General features: G+C 72.6%; 14 protein-coding genes. 7 read left to right on the top strand and 7 right to left on the bottom strand.

From position 1 onward, the window contains the following. Position 1 precedes the first annotated feature (1 nt). Entirely contained in the window at positions 2–1,558 is a 1,557-nt protein-coding gene (locus tag ACZ45Z_RS12575) for an MFS transporter (RefSeq protein ID WP_468360474.1), read from the top strand. 145 nt (positions 1,559–1,703) lie between these two features. Here ACZ45Z_RS12575 and ACZ45Z_RS12570 read toward each other — a convergent pair whose 3' ends face one another. Then, entirely contained in the window at positions 1,704–2,201 is a 498-nt protein-coding gene (locus tag ACZ45Z_RS12570; RefSeq protein WP_468360472.1) for a MarR family winged helix-turn-helix transcriptional regulator, read from the bottom strand. Between the two features lie 190 nt (positions 2,202–2,391). Here ACZ45Z_RS12570 and ACZ45Z_RS12565 point away from each other — a divergent pair, with 190 nt between their 5' ends. Then, a complete protein-coding gene (locus ACZ45Z_RS12565; protein WP_468360803.1) occupies positions 2,392–3,159 on the top strand; it encodes a dioxygenase family protein in 768 nt (255 codons plus the stop codon). Between the two features lie 26 nt (positions 3,160–3,185). Here the strand turns inward: ACZ45Z_RS12565 and ACZ45Z_RS12560 are convergent, their stop codons facing one another. Both ACZ45Z_RS12560 and ACZ45Z_RS12555 read right to left on the bottom strand, forming a co-directional pair. Then, the gene (locus tag ACZ45Z_RS12560) at positions 3,186–4,886 is read right to left on the bottom strand and encodes a PQQ-binding-like beta-propeller repeat protein (protein WP_468360469.1); all 1,701 of its coding nucleotides are present in this window, start codon (positions 4,884–4,886) and stop codon (positions 3,186–3,188) included. A gap of 159 nt (positions 4,887–5,045) precedes the next feature. Beyond that, entirely contained in the window at positions 5,046–5,669 is a 624-nt protein-coding gene (locus tag ACZ45Z_RS12555; RefSeq protein ID WP_468360466.1) for a hypothetical protein, read from the bottom strand. Between the two features lie 493 nt (positions 5,670–6,162). Here ACZ45Z_RS12555 and ACZ45Z_RS12550 point away from each other — a divergent pair, with 493 nt between their 5' ends. From ACZ45Z_RS12550 to ACZ45Z_RS12535, 4 genes are all read left to right on the top strand, one after another. Beyond that, positions 6,163–7,164: a sigma-70 family RNA polymerase sigma factor gene (locus ACZ45Z_RS12550; protein ID WP_468360463.1), complete on the top strand. Its 1,002-nt coding sequence runs from the start codon at positions 6,163–6,165 to the stop codon at positions 7,162–7,164. Between the two features lie 244 nt (positions 7,165–7,408). Further along, on the top strand, positions 7,409–8,176 hold the full coding sequence (locus tag ACZ45Z_RS12545) for a DeoR/GlpR family DNA-binding transcription regulator (protein ID WP_468360460.1): 768 nt from the start codon (positions 7,409–7,411) through the stop codon (positions 8,174–8,176). Next, entirely contained in the window at positions 8,173–9,120 is a 948-nt protein-coding gene (gene pfkB / locus ACZ45Z_RS12540; RefSeq protein ID WP_468360457.1) for a 1-phosphofructokinase, read from the top strand. Before ACZ45Z_RS12545 ends, pfkB begins: the two co-directional genes overlap by 4 nt. Before the next feature lie 166 nt (positions 9,121–9,286). Continuing rightward, complete coding sequence (locus ACZ45Z_RS12535; RefSeq protein ID WP_468360454.1) at positions 9,287–11,320, top strand: PTS fructose transporter subunit IIABC; 2,034 nt, start codon at positions 9,287–9,289, stop codon at positions 11,318–11,320. 80 nt (positions 11,321–11,400) lie between these two features. Here the strand turns inward: ACZ45Z_RS12535 and ACZ45Z_RS12530 are convergent, their stop codons facing one another. From ACZ45Z_RS12530 to ACZ45Z_RS12520, 3 genes are all read right to left on the bottom strand, one after another. Further along, positions 11,401–11,703, bottom strand: a complete 303-nt coding sequence (locus ACZ45Z_RS12530; RefSeq protein ID WP_468360451.1) for a DUF397 domain-containing protein — start codon at positions 11,701–11,703, stop codon at positions 11,401–11,403. Positions 11,704–11,834: 131 nt separating this feature from the next. Then, complete coding sequence (locus ACZ45Z_RS12525; RefSeq protein ID WP_468360448.1) at positions 11,835–13,184, bottom strand: L,D-transpeptidase; 1,350 nt, start codon at positions 13,182–13,184, stop codon at positions 11,835–11,837. An 81-nt stretch (positions 13,185–13,265) separates the two neighbouring features. After that, complete coding sequence (locus ACZ45Z_RS12520; protein ID WP_468360446.1) at positions 13,266–14,459, bottom strand: CaiB/BaiF CoA transferase family protein; 1,194 nt, start codon at positions 14,457–14,459, stop codon at positions 13,266–13,268. 282 nt (positions 14,460–14,741) lie between these two features. Between ACZ45Z_RS12520 and ACZ45Z_RS12515 the strand changes: the two genes are divergently transcribed. After that, positions 14,742–15,002 carry a hypothetical protein gene (locus tag ACZ45Z_RS12515; protein WP_468360443.1) on the top strand — a complete coding sequence of 87 codons (261 nt, stop codon included), beginning with the start codon at positions 14,742–14,744 and terminating at the stop codon, positions 15,000–15,002. 19 nt (positions 15,003–15,021) lie between these two features. Here the strand turns inward: ACZ45Z_RS12515 and ACZ45Z_RS12510 are convergent, their stop codons facing one another. Further along, a complete protein-coding gene (locus ACZ45Z_RS12510) occupies positions 15,022–15,624 on the bottom strand; it encodes a YIP1 family protein (protein ID WP_468360440.1) in 603 nt (200 codons plus the stop codon). Positions 15,625–15,632: the final 8 nt, after the last annotated feature.

The raw sequence follows: 15,632 nt of genomic DNA, 5'->3' as shown, positions 1-15,632 counted from the left end.
CATGCCTGAAACAGCCACGACCGTCGATCCGAGGCGCTGGAAAGCGCTGATATTCATCGCCCTGGCGCAGTTGATGGTCGTCCTCGACGCGACGATCGTGAACATCGCGCTGCCTTCCGCCCAGACCGACCTCGGCATCAGCGACGCCAACCGCCAGTGGGTCATCACCGCCTACGCCCTGGCCTTCGGCGGCCTGCTGCTCTTCGGCGGACGCGTGGCCGACCTGTGGGGCCGTAAGCGCACCTTCATCATCGGCCTCGCCGGCTTCGCGCTCGCCTCCGCGCTCGGTGGCGCCGCGGCCAACCAGGGGATGCTGCTGGGCGCGCGTGCCCTCCAGGGCCTCTTCGGCGCACTGCTGGCGCCGGCCGCCCTGTCGCTGCTGGCCGTGACGTTCACCGAGGCCAAGGAGCGCGCCAAGGCGTTCGGGATCTTCGGTGCGATCGCCGGTGGTGGCGGCGCCGTGGGGCTGATCCTCGGTGGCGTACTGACCCAGTACATGAACTGGCGCTGGACCTTCTTCGTCAACATCCCGTTCGCCGTGGTCGCCGCGGCCGGCGCCGTTCTGGTCATCCGGGAGCCCTCGGGCAGCCGTAACCCGTCGCGTCTGGACATCCCCGGCGTCATCCTGGCCACGCTCGGACTGGTCTCGCTGGTCTACGCGTTCACCCGTGCCGAGTCCGACGGCTGGCTGGCCGGCCCGACGCTGGGCCTGTTCGGCGCGGCCGCGGTCCTGCTGCTGGCGTTCGTGCTGGTGGAGTCCAAGGTGAAGGCCCCGCTGCTGCCCCTGCGGGTGGTCGCGGAGCGGAATCGCGCCGGTGTCTACGCGTCGCTGGGCCTGGCCGTGATCGGAATGTTCGGTCTCTTCCTCTTCCTGACCTACTACCTGCAGATCGTGAAGGGCTACACCCCGGTCATGACCGGTCTGGCCTTCCTCCCGATGATCGTGGGCATGATCACCGGATCGACGCAGATCGGCGCCCGGCTGATGACCCGGGTCCGCCCGCGGCTGCTGATGGCCCCCGGCTTCATCGTCGCCGCACTCGGCATGCTGGTCCTGACGCAGATCGACCTGGGTACGTCCTACCCGGCGCTGATCCTGCCCGCGTTCCTGCTGCTGGGGCTCGGTATGGGTACGGCGTTCATGCCGGCCATGTCGATGGCCACGCACGGCGTCCAGCCGCGCGACGCCGGTGTCGCCTCCGCGATGGTCAACACCTCGCAGCAGGTGGGCGGCGCGATCGGCACCGCCCTGCTGAACACCATCGCGGCCAGCGCCACCACGGCGTACGCCGCCTCGCACGCGGCCGGCGCCCCGTCGCGCAAGCTGCTGGAACTCCAGTCGATGGTGCACGGCTACACCGCCGCCATCTGGTGGGCCGTCGGCATCCTGGTCCTGGCCGCGGTCATCGCCTTCACCTTCATCAACACCGGGCACCAGGGCGGTTCCACGGCCGTCGCGTCCTCCGACGACGCGAGTGCCGAGGGCGGCCAGGCCGGTGGTGGAGCCGATGGCGAGGCCGACGGTACGGACGTTCCGGTCCCGGTGATGGTCCACTGAGCGGCACCGACACCGACACCGACACGGTGAGCGGATGAGCGGGTAGCGGGCTTCGGTGGCCCGCGGCCAACCCCCGCTCGTGCCGCGCGGGCCGAAGGCGTCGGCCTCCTCCGGTTCCCCTGACGGGTCCAGGTTCTCCGGACGGTCAGCGGAGCCAGGGGAGGTCGGCGCCTTTCGGCTGGAGTCCTTCGGTCACCACGCGGCAGATCTCGGCGAGCTGGCCGACCTGTTCGGGAGAGAGGCGGTCGAACATCGCGGCCCGGACGGCGGCCACATGGCCGGGTGCGGCCTTCTCCAGGACCCGCAGGCCCTCGTCCGTGAGGAAGGCGTTCTGCCCGCGTTTGTCCGAGGGGCAGTCCTCGCGCCGCACCCACCCGTTCTTCTCCAGGCGGGCCACCGCGTGCGAGAGCCGGGAACGCGTGATCTTGGCGTTCTGGGCCAGCTCGGTCATCCGCAGCCGGCGGCGCGGCGCGCGGGAGAGCTGGACGAGCAGGCCGTAGTACGTGTGCGGCATCCCCGCGTCGCGCTGCAACTGCCGGTCGAGGTGGTCCTCCAGGAGCGTGGTCGCGTGGAGGTACGACTGCCAGGCGTATTGCTCCTCGTCAGTGAGCCAGCGCGTCGCGGCTGCGGGTTCGTTGCTCATGCCATCCATGCTCTCACCGCAGTGCAAATCATTGAAGATTTAACGATATCGGGGTTATGGTGGAGGGGTCTGCTTGAAGTTTCAAGTACGACCATTGAGGTAGGGACGTACGCCTCGTACGCACCCCGCGCCCCTGCCCTGTTCACGCATCCCCCGTCCCCGCCATGTTGTGGAGTCCGCGATGTCCCTGATGCCGGCCCTCTACCTCAGCCACGGCGCGCCGCCGCTCGCGGACGACCCCCAGTGGCCCGGCCAACTGGCCGCCTGGTCGGCGCGGCTGCCGCGCCCCCGGGCCGTACTGATCGTCTCCGCCCATTGGGAGGAGGCCCCGCTCGCACTCGGCGCGACCGAGACGGTGCCGCTCGTGTACGACTTCTGGGGGTTCCCCGAGCACTACTACCAGGTCCGCTACGCGGCGCCCGGTGCCCCGTGGCTCGCCGAACGGATCCGGAAGACGCTGCGTACGGCCGGCACGCCGGTGCAGGACATGCCGGGCCGGGGGCTGGACCACGGCGCGTACGTGCCGCTCGTCGAGATGTTCCCGGACGCCGACATCCCCGTACTCCAGGTCTCGATGCCCACGCTCGACCCCCGCGCGCTCTACGAGATCGGCCGCAGGCTGGCGCCGCTGCGCGAGGAAGGTGTGCTGATCGTCGGCAGTGGCTTCTTCACCCACAACCTGGCGGCGCTGCGCCACGTCGGTGCGGGGGTGCCCGCGTGGTCGGCGGAGTTCGACGACTGGGGGCGGCGCGCCCTGGACGCCCAGGACGTCGACGCCCTCCTCGACTTCACGCACAAGGCGCCGGCCGGCCGGCTGGCCCACCCGCGTACCGAGCACTTCGCGCCGCTGTTCGTGACGCTGGGGGCCGCGGACGCCCATGGGCAGTTGGACGGCGGCCGCAGCGTGATCGACGGGTTCTGGATGGGGCTGGCGAAGCGGTCCGTGCAGTTCGGGTGAGGGGTCCGGCGGGGGGGGGGAGTCGCTCAGAGGGCGCAGTCGACGATGCGGCCGTCGACGGTGCCGATCAGCAGATGGTCCGGGGCGGTGACGGTGAGGGCGAGCGGATCCGCGGGCCGACCGTCGATACGCAGGTGGCGCCGCTCGCGTACGGTCCCGTCCGCGGCGCGCAGGGCGATGACCTCGCCGGAGTTGTACGCCACGTAGACCGTCTCACCGTCGGTGTCCATCGCGGTGGCCTGGGCGTCGGTGGTGAACGCCCACGCCGGTGTCCCGTCCGGCAGGCCGCGTCGGACGACGAAGGCGTCGCCGGGGCGCAGGCCGTGGGGGTGGGGGCGGAAGCCGGCGTGGATCAGGGCGGGGCCGTGCGCGTCGTCCAGGTGGACGGCCGGGCCGCCGGTCGGGTCCGCCGAGGAGGCGGGGTCGGTGGGGTCGGCGCGGTCCCATGCGAGGGGGAAGAGCCGCTGTATCCGGGGGACGGTGGGGAAGGGGCGGCCCTGCGCGGACGCGGGCGGGGCGTAGAGCGGTGGGTCGAGCCGCACGATCCACTTGTCGCGGGCCGGGGCGTGCGGATCGCCTTGCAGGAAGAGGAGTTGGGGGCTGTGGCGTACGGGGAAGTGGTGGCTGAAGAGGTTGTAGCCGCCCAACTCGCAGCGGGCCGCCTCGCGGTGGTCCGGTCCCACCAGGACGGTGACCGGGCGTTCGACGGAATGCCGGCAGTCGCGCAGGGCCAGCCAGCCGTCCTGGCGCGCGGTGCAGGCAACGGCGAAACCGGCGTCGACGCTGTCGAGCACGGCGCCGCTGTCCACGGACAGCCGGTCGATCGGATACGGACGCTCCTGCCAGCCGTCTCCGTCCCACCGCGTCCGGCCGCTGGTGTTGACCCACGCCGACCGCCGGTCCGGCGTGAGGACGATCTCCCGGCCGCCGTCCTCCGTGGCCAGCGACCAGCGCCGCGTCCCGTCCGGGTTCCAGCACTCCAGCTCGGTCCGTTCGAGTGCGGCGAGGATCCGGCCGTCGGGCAGCGGCTCCACGGCCCACACCAACTGCCGGCGCGGCGCGGAGCCACCGGCCAGTCGTGCCGCTTCGGCGCGGGCGCGGGCGCCGTCCTCCGGCGCGGGCACCGCGCACCGCCCGGAGTCCTCCGGCAGATCCTCCACCGCGATCATGCCGGCGGCGGCCGTCGTCCAGTCCTCGCGCTCGACGACGAGACGGACGGCCCCCGGGCCCGCGTCCTGCGCGCTCCCGCCCCCGGAGGCGTCCCCGAAACCGTCCCTGTCGTAGTCGTGGTCGTCGTCGTGGCCCGGCAGGAAGATCTCCAGCGTCCGGTCGTCGCGCCAGCGCAGTGCGTGGACGCAGCGCTGTCCCGCGAACAGGGCGACGGCCTTCCCCGTCTCCAGGTCGAGCAGCGACAGCTCACCCTCCTGGCTGTCGCCGCCGGTTCCGATCGCGAGCAGCGGCAGGCTCGGGTGGAACGCCAGGGGGCCGACCGGCCAGCGGGTGCGCAGCAGGTGGCGGCAGCGGGGACGGTCCGCGTCGTAGACGCCGAGCCGCGACCGGGTCCAGCCACGTGCCGCGTCCCAGCCGGGCCACTGCGGCCATCCGAGGCTCCCGCCGACCGCCAGCAGGCCCAGCCGCTCGTCGCGGACGGCCACGCTCGGACGGCCGACCTCCGCGTAAGGCCGGTCACCGAACACCCGGTGCACGGTGAGCGGTTGCTCCGGCACATCCGCTGTCGACGCCGTCGATGCCGCCGTTGCCGTTGATGCCGCTGCCGCCGTCGAGGCCGCCGATATCGCCACTGTCTCCCCCGGTGCGAAAACTGCCACGGGTGCACCATTCAACATCAGGGTCGTAGCCGGTGCCCGGCCCGGTGGTCGCGGGTCTCAGTGAGCGCCGTGCGGGCGGCGGGGGCCGACCGGGCGGGGTGCGGTGTCGGTGCGGCGGACCAGCTCGGCGCGGTGGCGGCCGTGGGGCTCGCGGACCCGGTGGGAGCGGAAGATGTAGAGCGAGACGACGAACATCACGGCGCCCATCCCCAGGCCCCAGCCCGTCGACTTCAGGACCGACGGTCCGCTGATGCTGTACAGCCAGCCCATGGCGCAGCCGAAGAGCACCCCGTACGCCAGCGCACGGGTCTCGGTGATCATGGACGACTGGTAGTGCACCAGCAGCAGGCCGAGAGCGCCGGAGACGACGGCCGCGATCAGTCCGAGCAGCGCGGCCTGGGCGCCTTTCGCTCCGCTGGTGTGGTCGAGCCAGATCGTGTAGCAGCCGAAGGCGAGGGCCGCGAGGACGGGCAGCAGGACGGTGTTCGGGAGGCGGCGACGCCCGGCCGCGGGGGCCGGCGCGGATTCCGTGGCGGCCCGAGGAGCGGCTTCGGCGCGTGCCGTCGGCTCCGTCGCCCGGGCGGAGGCGGTGCGCTCGGAAGCGGCCGTCGCGCCGTGCTCGGGTTCGATGGTGCCGTGTGAACGGGCGGCCCTGGCGTGGAAGCGCGTCTTCTTCTCCATGGCGGGCTCCTCTCGATTCCCCTCCCGTCCAGGCGACACCCCGGGACTGCCCCCGTCAACTGGATCAGCGGGCAATCAGGAGACGGGGCAACCAGGAGACGGTGTGGGCCGTCTTGGGGGGAGGAGACCCACCGACGGGCGACGCTGCTCGGGGTGAAGGTTCCGTGCCGAAGGTGCGCGGAGTCTCGTGGACGTACTAGTTCTCGCAGACGTCCGTGAGAGCGGCGAGGTCCGGCGAGGTCCGCTTCCTCTGCCGCTCTGACCTGGCTTTCCGTGCCCGGAGCCGGCATGTGACCCGCTCGGTGGGCGTGCAGGGTACTGCATGATCACAAAAATAGGGCGGAGACATGGGAATTCTGTCCGGATTCCAGCCGTTGTTTCCTTCGGACGGGCCAGTAGGTCAACCATCGGTATTCGGTGAGCCCGGTATTCGGTGAACCGACCGGTCCGCTCCAACGTCCCGCGACCCCGACATCGCAAAGGGAGCACACGCATGGCAACCCGTGCCGTCGCCCGTCGTCAGGCCAGCAGCAGCGGTTCTGACGGGGCCAGCAGTGTTCGCGCCGTAGGCGGGGAGATCGCCGACCGTGACCTGGTCGGCATGTACCTCGACGAAATCGCGCGTACGCCCCTGCTCGACGCTGCGAAGGAGGTCGAGCTGTCCCAGACCATCGAAGCGGGTGTCTACGCCCAGCGAATCCTGGACGGCGAGGTCACCGACGGCAACGCCGCAGGCGCCAGCCGCCAGGAGCTTGAGGCGCTCGCCGCCGAGAGCGCCAAGGCCAAGGACATCTTCATCCGTTCCAACCTCCGGCTGGTCGTCGCCGTGGCCCGCCGCTACCCGCGCGCCGGGCTGCCGCTGCTGGACCTGATCCAGGAGGGCAACGCCGGTCTGGTGCGGGCCGTCGAGAAGTTCGACTACGCCAAGGGCTTCAAGTTCTCGACGTACGCGACGTGGTGGATCCGCCAGGCCATCACCCGCTCGATCGCCGACCAGTCACGCACCATCCGGCTGCCCGTGCACCTCGTCGAGGAGCTCGGCCGCATCCGCCGCGTGCAGCGCGAGTTCAACCGGGAGAACGGCCGCGACCCGGAGCCGGCGGAGGTCGCCGGCGAGCTGGGCAGCACCCCCTCCCGCGTCATCGACGTGCTGGACTGGGCCCGCGACCCGGTCAGTCTCAACATGTCGGTGGACGACGACGGCGACACCCAGTTCGGCGACCTCCTGGAGGACACCTCGGCGGCCTCGCCCGAGCAGTCCGTCCTGTCGCTGCTGCGCAGTGAGGAGCTGGAGGGGCTGATCGACCGCCTCGACCACCGCACGGCTTCGATCATCAAGGCGCGCTACGGCATCGAGGACGGCCGCGAACGCACCCTGACCGAGGTCGGCAAGCAGCACGGCCTGACCCGCGAGCGGATCCGGCAGATCGAGAAGCACGCGCTGCTGGAGCTGAAGCGGATGGCGAGTGACACCGGATTCGACGCGGCCGCCTAGACCGATCACCACCGCTGCCACCCTTCCTTTTCCTTGACTACCGTGAATCGGGCCCCGGAGCCGCCTGTCGGCGCCGGGGCTCCTTTGTGTGTGGATTGGCGCCTGCGAACGGATTGCCGTCCCGGCCCGATGCCCGTTTGAGTCTGTCCGTCGCCCGTTTCTGTTTACTTTCCGGTCATCGCGGCGTAGCCTCGCGGCGAAATCACAGATTCGGGCATGGAAACGGGAACGGACAGACACGCTGATGTACGCACCGGAGCGCCAGCAGGAGATCCTGCGGCTCGCCCGTGAGGGCGGGCGGGTGGATGTGCTCTCCCTCGCCGAGGAGTTCCAGGTCACCGCCGAGACCGTACGGCGCGACCTGAAGGCCCTGGACCGTGCCGGACTGGTGCGCCGGGTGCACGGCGGCGCCATCCCCGCGGGCCGGCTGGACTTCGAGCCGGACCTCGCCGAGCGGGACGTCGTGGCCGCCGACGAGAAGCAGCGCATCGCCCGCGCCGCGCTCGCCGAACTCCCCGGCGGGGGCAGCGCCAGCGTGATCCTGGACGCCGGCACGACCGTCGCCCGGCTCGCCGCCGAGATCCCGCTGGAGGCCGAGCTGACCGTCGTCACCCACGGCCTGCCGGTCGCCGCGCGGCTGGCCGACCACCCCGGGCTGACCCTGCACCTCGTGGGCGGCCGCATCCGGCACCGCACGCGGGCCGCGGTCGACGACTGGGCGCTGCGCGCCTACCGCGAGATCAACGCCGACGTGGTCTTCCTCGCGACGAACGGCTTCTCCCTCGACGGCGGCCTGACCACCCCCGACCTCGCGGAGGCGGCCGTCAAGCGGGCGCTGATCCGCGCCGCCCGCCGCGTCGTCCTCCTCGCCGACTCGGCCAAATCCGGGCAGCGGCACTTCGCCCGCTTCGGCGAGCTGTCGGACGTCGACCTGCTCATCACCGACACCGGGCTGAGCCCCGAGGACGCCCTCGCCATCGAGCGCGCGGGCACGAACGTGGTGCGCGCATGATCCTCACCGTCACGCCCAACCCCAGCCTGGACCGGACGTACGAGATTCCGGCGCTGGACCGCGGCGCCGTGCTGCGGGCCACCGCCGACCGGATCGACCCGGGCGGCAAGGGCGTCAACGTCTCGCGGGCGGTCGCCGCGGCCGGGCACCGCACCCTGGCGGTGCTGCCGCTGGGCGGCCCCGCCGGTGCGGCGCTGGCCGGGCTGCTGGGCGGCGAGGGCATCGAGGTGGCGGGCGTGCCGGTGGCAGGCCAGACCCGCTCGAACATCTCCGTCGCCGAACCGGACGGCACCCTGACGAAGATCAACGCGACCGGCCCGGAGCTGACCGCCGACGAGTCGGAGGCGCTGCTCGCCACGGTCGGCGCGCGTGCGGCCGGGGCCGACTGGATCGCCTGCTGCGGCAGTCTGCCGCGCGGGCTGGCGTCCGAGTGGTACGCGGAACTGGTCGCGCGGGTGCACCACGCCGGCGCCCGGATCGCCCTGGACACCTCCGGCCCGTCGCTGACCGCGGCCCTGCGGGAGCGCCCGGACGTCGTCAAGCCCAACGCCGAGGAACTCGCCCAGGCCGTCGGCCGCCCCCTGGCGACGATCGGTGACGCCCTCACGGCCGCCGAGGAACTGCGCGGCGCGGGCGCCCGCGCCGTACTCGCCTCGCTCGGCGCGGACGGGCAGTTGCTGGTCGACGCGGACGGCGCCCACTTCGGCGGCGCCCGCGTCGCGGCGGTCCGCAGCAACGTCGGTGCGGGCGACGCCTCGCTCGCCGGCTTCCTCACCGCGGGCGGCGCGGGAGTGCGCGCGCTGGCCGCGGCGGTGGCGCACGGCGCGGCCGCCGTGCGGCTGCCCGGCAGCCTGATGCCGACACCGGCCGATCTGGACCCGTCCGCGGTGACGACGACCGACGACGTCCCCGTCGACCGTCCGCTCACGGAGCCGGTCCGGTGAGCGCGGCGGGCGCGGCCCCTGTCGCCCACGCCACCCCGGCCGTCCTCCCCGCCCGGCCCGTCCTCCCCCTCCCGCCGCCCCTCCCCGCCCCCATCACCTCCCCGCTCCACACCCCCGTCCCGTCCCCACCGCCCGTAGGGCGGTAACGCCCGCAAGGGAGCCCGCGATGAGTGAGCTGATCAGCGCGGAACTGGTCGACCTCGACCTGTCCGCAGACACGAAGGACGCCGCCGCCCGGTCGCTGGCCGAGCGGATGGCCGCCGCTGGCCGGGTCACCGACCTGGAGGGCTTTCTCGCGGACGTGGCCGCGCGCGAGGCCCAGATGCCGACCGGCCTCGACGGCGGCATCGGCATCCCGCACTGCCGCAGCGCGCACGTCACGGAGCCGACGCTGGCGTTCGGACGCAGCGCCGCCGGCATCGACTTCGGCGCGCCGGACGGGCCGGCCGACCTGGTCTTCCTCATCGCGGCGCCCACGGGCGGGGACGCCGACCACCTCTCCATCCTCTCCACGCTCGCCCGCCACCTGATGGACGAGACCTTCACCGGCGCCCTCCGCGCCGCCTCCGATCCGGCGCGCGCGGCCGCCCTCATCCGCGGCGACGGGCCCGAGCCGGCAGCGGAACCTCAGCCCGAACCGCCAGCGGAACCTCAGCCCGAACCGGCAGCGGAACCTCAGCCGGAGCCCGCAGTGGAGCCTCAGCCGGAGCCGGCCGCTCCCTTCCGCATAGTCGCCGTCACCTCCTGCCCCACCGGCATCGCGCACACCTACATGGCGGCCGAATCGCTGGAGAAAGCCGGCCGGGAGGCCGGCGTGGAGCTGACCGTCGAGACGCAGGGCTCGGCCGGTTTCGAGCGGCTGGACGCGCGGCTCGTCGCGGCGGCGGACGGCGTGATCCTCGCCCACGACGTCGAGGTGCGGGACAAGGAACGGTTCGCCGGCAAGCCCACCGTCGATGTCGGCGTGAAGGCGGGCATCAACCGGCCCGCCGAACTCATCGCCGAAGTACGCGAGAAGGCCGCGCGCGGCGAGACGGGCGCCCCGGCCCGCGCGGCCGCACCCATGGACCAAGGCGGCGACGAGGCCGACGGCTTCGGCACCCGGCTGCGCAAGTGGCTGATGACCGGCGTGAGTTACATGGTCCCGTTCGTGGCGGCGGGCGGTCTGCTGATCGCCCTCGCCTTCGCCATCGGCGGCTACACGATCGACAAGGCGCCCTCGGTCGCCGAACACTTCGTGTGGGCCGAGTCCACCAGTTGGGCGGCCCTGCTCTTCCAGGTCGGCGGCGTCGCCTTCGGCTTCCTCGTCCCCGTCCTCGCCGGCTACATCGCGTACGGCATGGCGGACCGGCCCGGCCTCGTGCCCGGCTTCGTCGGCGGCTCGATCGCCCTCGCCATCGACGCCGGGTTCCTCGGCGGCCTGATCGCCGGCCTGCTGGCGGGCGCTGTGGTGAGGGGGATCCAGCGGGCCTCCCTCCCGCCGGTGCTGCGCGGGATCATGCCGGTGGTGGTAATCCCGCTCCTGTCCTCGGCGATCGTCGGCTTCCTGATGTTCCTGGTGGTCGGCAAGCCGGTCGCCACGCTCCAAAAGGCCCTGACCGACTGGCTGTCCGGCCTTTCCGGCGCCAACGCGATCATCCTCGGCGTGATCCTGGGCCTGATGATGTGCTTCGACCTCGGCGGCCCGCTCAACAAGGTCGCGTACGCCTTCGCGGTCGGCGGGCTCGCCCATCCCAACGAGGGCGGCCTGAAGGTCATGGCCGCGGTGATGGCGGCCGGTATGGTCCCGCCGCTGGCGATGGCCCTGGCCACGACCGTGCGCGGCCGGCTCTTCACCAAGGCCGAACGCGACAACGGCAAGGCCGCCTGGGTGCTCGGCGCGTCCTTCATCACCGAGGGCGCCATCCCCTTCGCCGCGGCCGACCCGCTGCGCGTCATCCCGTCGGCGATGGCGGGCGGCGCGGTCACCGGCGCCCTGTCCATGGCCTTCGGCTGCACCCTGCGCGCCCCGCACGGCGGCGTCTTCGTCGTCCCCCTGATCGGCAGCCCCCTGCTGTACGTGGTGGCCGTCGCCGCCGGCACGGCCGTCACCACGGCCCTGGTCATCCTGCTCAAGAGCCTGCGCACGACGCCGTCCGCGCAGCGGCCGCAGGCCGCGGGGTCCGCCCCCGAGGAGGGCGCGGTGACGGTCGCCGCCTGAGCGCGTCCACCGCGGGAACGACAGCGCCGGGCCGCCACCGCGCACGGGTGGCGGCCCGGCGCCGTCGCGTGCGACCGGTCTCAGTCCGCCGTCAGCCAGGCGACGAAGAGTCTCCAGGCCGGTGCGGTGAAGGTGAGGTGGCAGGCGGGGGCGGGAGGCGAGGCGTCCCGGAGGTGGACGGCGGTGGGGGTGGTGGCGATTTCCAGGCGGGTGGCGGCGTCGCCGTGGTCGGCGTCGGGTGTCCGCCAGGAGAGGGCGGGACGCGGGGCCGGGCGGGCGGAGGCGCGGGGCGCTTCCGGCGCGTCGTCGGCGGGGGAGCGGGGGCCGCCGACCCGTGGCGTGTGAGGCGGGGTGCGGGGCGGCCGGGCGTTGGTCGCGGTCATGTGTGCTGCCTCCCCGGTGGCGCGGGCGGGTATCCCCGTGCCGGGCCGGCGGCGGCCGGGAAACGCGCACGAGAAAGGTGGCCGGCTCCTCCCCAGGGACCGGCCACCTTCGTCTCGTCGGCGGGTGCGGATCAGACCGCGCTGCCCGCCTGCCACTCGGCCCAGGACAGGTTCCAGCCGTTGAGCCCGTTGTCCGGCTTGATGGTCTCGTCCTTCGAGTTCTTCACGATGACGACGTCGCCGATCAGCGAGTTCTCGAAGAACCACTTGCCCGGGGTGTCACCGCCGCCGCCCTTGGCGTCCCTCAGGCCGACGCAGCCGTGGCTGGTGCCGGACCGGCCGAAGATCGACGGGTCGCCCCAGTAGTTGCCGTGGATGAACGTGCCGGAGGACGACAGGCGCATGGCGTGCGGGACGTCCTTGATGTCGTACTCGCCCTTGCCGTCCTTCTTCGTGAAGCCGACGGTGGAGCCGTCCATCCGGGTCTGCTCGAACTTCTCCGAGATGACCATCTGGCCGTTGTAGGTGGGGTTCTCGGGGCTGCCGCCGGAGATCGGGATGCGCTTGAGGGTCTTGCCGTCCCGCTTGACGGTCATCTTCTGGGTGTTCATGTCCACGGTGGAGACCTGCGAACGGCCGATGGTGAAGGAGACCGTCTTGGACTGCACGCCGGTGATGCCCGTGCCGCCCTGCACGCCGTCCAGGTCGATCCGCATGGTGACCTTGGAACCGGCCTTCCAGTACTCCTCCGGCCGGAAGTCCAGGCGCTGGGCACCGAACCAGTGGCCGACGACCCGCTGGCCGCTGCTGGATGTCACCTTGATGTGGGACTGGACGTCCTTCTTGTTGGTGATCACCTTGTCGAAGTTGAAGGACACCGGCATGCCCACGCCGACGGTCTTGCCGTTGTCGGGGGTGTAGCTGCCGATGAAGCTGTTGGCCGGGGAGACCGTGGTGAACGTGGCGTTCTCGGTGGCCGGCCGGCCCTTGGCGTCCTTGGCGTTCACGACGATCTTGTACTTGGTGCCACGCTCCAACTGGACACCGGGCTTCCAGGAGGAGCGGTCGGCCGATATGGCACCGGCCACGACCGCGCCGGAGTCCACGGCGGTGAGCTTCACATCCGTCAACTTGCCGCCGGTGACCTTCACCCGGGTGTCGTTGATGCTGGCGTCCGTGGCGCCGTCCTTCGACGAGACCTTGATCTTCGCGTCGGAGGCGTCCTTGGCGGCCGCCGCGTCCGCGCCGGCCTGGCCGTTCTTGCTGTCGTCATGGCCGCCGGCCTCGGCGTCCCCACCGCAGGCGGACAGGGTCAGCGCCCCGGCCGCGAGGAGGGCGGTGACCGCCAGGGTGCGGCGCAGTCGGCGAGAGTGGCGCGGGGCGCCCGGCTCCTGCTGCTCGGCAGACGGGAGCAGCAGCTTGTGCGGGGTGCGGGACCGAGCGGGCGCGGTGTTGTCCGGCGATGTCACGAGCTGCTCCATACAAGGGTGTGGTGATTCCGTGCTGGTAAACAGCACCAACGGGCGGAATTGGTTGCGGGTTCCGGGTCGTTGTGACCAACGTCACACTCTTGGGGGGAGGGGGCGGTCGGACGGTCCGGACAACCAGGTTCGCAGTGCCGGGCCGTGTTCGTCCAGGCCGGGCGGCGCGGCGGGTTGGGTGACGGGCGTCCCCGAGAGGCGGAGCGGGCTGGTGACTTGGGGAATCCGGCCCTCGCCCACCGGGGTGACCGGGTCGAGGCCGAGCCGCGCCGCCAACTCCAGGGCCTGCGAAATCGTGTTGACCGGACCGCACGGCACCGACACCGCCGCGAGCCGCTCGCTCCAGCCCCGCGGCGTGTCGGACGCCAGCCGCTCCTCCAGCGCCTTGGCCAGGTCGGCGCGGTGCCGTACGCGGTCCTGGTTGCGGGCGAACCGCGCGTCGTCGGCGAGTTCCGGCGCGCCCAGCGCCTCCGCCAGCGCCCGGAACTGACGGTCGTTGCCGACCGCCACCGCCAGCAGCCCGTCCCGGCACGCCAGCGTCTCGTACGGGGCGATGCTCGGGTGCCGGTTGCCCAGCGGCCCCGGATCCTGACCGGTGGCCAGATGGCCCGACGCCTGGTTGACCAGCGAACCCAGGAGGGAGGACAGCAGGTTGACCTCGACGAGCTGGCCCTGCCCGGTGCGGTCGCGGTGCCGCAGCGCCGCCAGGATGCCGGTCGCGGCGTCCTTGGCGGTCAGCACGTCCACCAGCGCGACACCCGCCTTCAGGGGCGCGCCGCCGGGCTCGCCGGTGATGCTCATCAGCCCGCCGACGGCCTGCACGACGAAGTCGTAGCCGGGCAGGCGGGCGCCCGCGCCCGAGCCGAAGCCGGTGAGGGAGCAGTGCACCAGGCCGGGGTTGGCGGCCAGGGTGGCCTCGGGGTCCAGGCCGTATGCGGCGAGCGCCCCGGGGCGGAAGTTCTCGATCAGTACGTCGGCCCGGCGCGCCAACTCGCGGGCCGCCGCCGCGTCGCCGGCGTCGGCCAGGTCCAGGGCCAGGCCGCGCTTGGAACGGTTGGCCGCGTCGAAGTACGCCGCGGTCCCGCCGGGCCCGAACGGCGGGCCCCACGCACGGGTGTCGTCGCCGGTGCCCGGCCGCTCCACCTTGATCACCTCGGCGCCGAGGTCGGCGAGCGTCGCGGCGGCCAGCGGGCCGGCGAGCACCCGGCTGAAGTCGGCGACGAGGACGCCGTCCAGGGCATGGGCGGGCGGTCGGGGCGGCTGCGGCTGCGGCACGTGCGTACTCCTCACGTCGCGGACGGGGTGCCGCCATCGTCCGGGGCGCCCTTCGCCCGGGGGAAGCGTCCGGGGTGTCCAACGGGGCGTGCCGGACCCTGCCGGGGCGGACGGTTGAGAGGAACGGTCCGGGCGGGGCCACCCACCCTGTCGGAAATGGACGGAAATGTCATAGGAGATGCGTCACTTCGAGGCTTTAGTCCCAAGATCCACCTGTCGGAGGGCCCAAAAGGTGGTGTCTACTGGGCTGGACCCGGCGCCACACCCGTCCTGGAGGACCGCATGCTCCCCTCCGTTGCGCTTCTGCAGCAGATCGGCTTCGCCGTACTTCTCGTCGCGGGCGTCGTATGGGTCGCCGGACTGATGCGACTGCTGCGCCGGGACCGGGCCGAGGCCGCCGCCCGCCGGAACCGGCAGGGCCTGCTCGGCTCGGTCCCCCGCCAGACCGGACCGGCCGGACCGCCCTCGGAGAGCGTGGAGTTGAGCGCCGCCGAACGCGAGGCGTTCGCGGGCCTCGTACGGCAGCTCACGAGCCGTAGCTGACCGGGGGCCGCGGACGGCCTCAGCGCACCGGGCCCAGCCTCAGCAGGGCCAGCGCGGCCAGCATCTGCACCGACACCGCCGCCGCCGACTTGTGGCTCGGCAGATGGTGTTGGCCCCTCACCAGCAGCACCGCCAGGACGTAGCCGAAGCCCCACGTCGTCCACGTCGCGGCCTGCGTGAACGTCGAGCCGGCCGGCAACCAGGCCGCGATCGCCAGCCGTGGCAGGTCCGTCACCCAGAACACCACGATGAACAGGCTCGCGGTCGGCGCGAAGCGGCCGTTGCCGCCGAGCGTGCGGGCTATGGCGTGGGTGACCACGCCCAGCGCCAGGCTGGCGGCCAGCACCCCCGCCTCGGCCATCCCGGCGAGCTGGAGCGCCGCTGCGCGGTCGACCGCCCACTGCTGCCGGAACGCGTCCACCGACAGCACTCCGACACCGCCACTGACCAGGCACAGCAGCACCGCCGCGCTCCACGCGCCACGATCGCGGGCCTCATCCATGACCTCCACCGGCCGGTACCACAGCCCCAGGATGAGCCGGTGCCACCACAGGCGGCGACGCGGCGCGGGCTGGGGGCGGCCGGGCTGGACAAGCGTGGGCGGAGGTGGCGGTACGGACATAAGGCCGT

The sequence above is a fragment of the Streptomyces sp. NPDC031210 genome (assembly GCF_055570395.1).
Note: the sequence above shows the minus strand (reverse complement) of the source record. Positions and strands in the feature narration are given on the sequence as shown.

Excerpts from the sequence above, each read along its gene's own strand:
- ACZ45Z_RS12575 (WP_468360474.1), top strand. The coding sequence starts at position 2 with ATGCCTGAAACAGCCACGACCGTCGATCCGAGGCGCTGGAAAGCGCTG.
- ACZ45Z_RS12570 (WP_468360472.1), bottom strand. The coding sequence starts at position 2,201 with ATGAGCAACGAACCCGCAGCCGCGACGCGCTGGCTCACTGACGAGGAG.
- ACZ45Z_RS12565 (WP_468360803.1), top strand. The coding sequence starts at position 2,392 with ATGCCGGCCCTCTACCTCAGCCACGGCGCGCCGCCGCTCGCGGACGAC.
- ACZ45Z_RS12555 (WP_468360466.1), bottom strand. The coding sequence starts at position 5,669 with ATGGAGAAGAAGACGCGCTTCCACGCCAGGGCCGCCCGTTCACACGGC.
- ACZ45Z_RS12550 (WP_468360463.1), top strand. The coding sequence starts at position 6,163 with ATGGCAACCCGTGCCGTCGCCCGTCGTCAGGCCAGCAGCAGCGGTTCT.
- ACZ45Z_RS12545 (WP_468360460.1), top strand. The coding sequence starts at position 7,409 with ATGTACGCACCGGAGCGCCAGCAGGAGATCCTGCGGCTCGCCCGTGAG.
- pfkB (WP_468360457.1), top strand. The coding sequence starts at position 8,173 with ATGATCCTCACCGTCACGCCCAACCCCAGCCTGGACCGGACGTACGAG.
- ACZ45Z_RS12535 (WP_468360454.1), top strand. The coding sequence starts at position 9,287 with ATGAGTGAGCTGATCAGCGCGGAACTGGTCGACCTCGACCTGTCCGCA.
- ACZ45Z_RS12530 (WP_468360451.1), bottom strand. The coding sequence starts at position 11,703 with ATGACCGCGACCAACGCCCGGCCGCCCCGCACCCCGCCTCACACGCCA.
- ACZ45Z_RS12525 (WP_468360448.1), bottom strand. The coding sequence starts at position 13,184 with ATGGAGCAGCTCGTGACATCGCCGGACAACACCGCGCCCGCTCGGTCC.
- ACZ45Z_RS12515 (WP_468360443.1), top strand. The coding sequence starts at position 14,742 with ATGCTCCCCTCCGTTGCGCTTCTGCAGCAGATCGGCTTCGCCGTACTT.
- ACZ45Z_RS12510 (WP_468360440.1), bottom strand. The coding sequence starts at position 15,624 with ATGTCCGTACCGCCACCTCCGCCCACGCTTGTCCAGCCCGGCCGCCCC.